This is a genomic window from Asaia platycodi JCM 25414 (genome assembly GCF_000614545.1).
Classification (GTDB): domain Bacteria; phylum Pseudomonadota; class Alphaproteobacteria; order Acetobacterales; family Acetobacteraceae; genus Asaia; species Asaia platycodi.
Map to the genome: position 1 here is coordinate 1 of NZ_BAKW01000032.1, position 861 is coordinate 861.

The following is an 861-nucleotide window of genomic DNA, read 5'->3' on the forward strand; positions in this document are numbered from 1 at the left end:
GGGACGATTTCGGGCAGCAACAGCCTGAGCATTCTGGCGCGCAATGGCGACATTACCAATACGGGCACGCTGGCAGGTGGCTCGGTCAGCCTGGTGGCGCAGAACGGGTCGATCATCAACAACGCGACACTGAACGATTATCTGGTCAATGGCGGCGATCAGGGCCAGCTGGGTTCGGTCGGCACGATCACGGCGAGCGGTGCGGCGTCCCTCTCGGCCAGCAATGACATTACCTTCAATGGCGGGCGCCTGAGTTCTGGCGGTGATCTGTCGATGCTGGCGGGCAACAGCCTGACGCTTGGGGCTGCGACGGTGCGTCAGGCCACGGCGGTAAAGGGCGCCGATGTCAGCAACGCCTTCAGCCAGACGCAGAATTACACGAGCTCGATCAGTGCGGGCGGCAATGCGGTTCTGGCGGCCCTGGGCGGCGATCTGAAATCGGCGGGTGCGACGATCGACAGCACGGGCAATATGGTGCTGTCGGCAGCGAAATCGCTGGATCTGGGGTCTGTCACGGACAGCAGCAGCCATGACATTTCCGGCAGCAAGTCGGGCTTCCTGACGCATAGCCACTTCACCGACACGGGCAGCCTGTCGGTCGAGCGGGGCTCGAACGTGACGTCTGGCGGCACGCTGACGGGTCTGTCGGGCGGGGATATGAGCCTCAAGGGTCTGATCGGTGCACAGGGTGATGTAACGCTCTCTGCGGGCGGCAATCTGACGCTGGAGGCCACGAAGACGCAGAGCGAGGCGAGTGCGTCGCATCACGTGGCGGGGATCTCGCTGAGCAGCCAGGGCGCGCAGGGGACGCTGGGCTATGGCATGCGCGACGACAGATCATCGTCGTCGAGCACGGTCTGG

The 861-nt window shown here is 64.1% G+C and carries 1 protein-coding gene; it reads left to right on the top strand.

Annotated elements, in window-relative coordinates; genetic code table 11:
* Positions 1-861, top strand: an 861-nt coding sequence (locus JCM25414_RS21015; RefSeq protein WP_035443696.1) for a hemagglutinin repeat-containing protein, incomplete at both ends; no start/stop codon positions are given.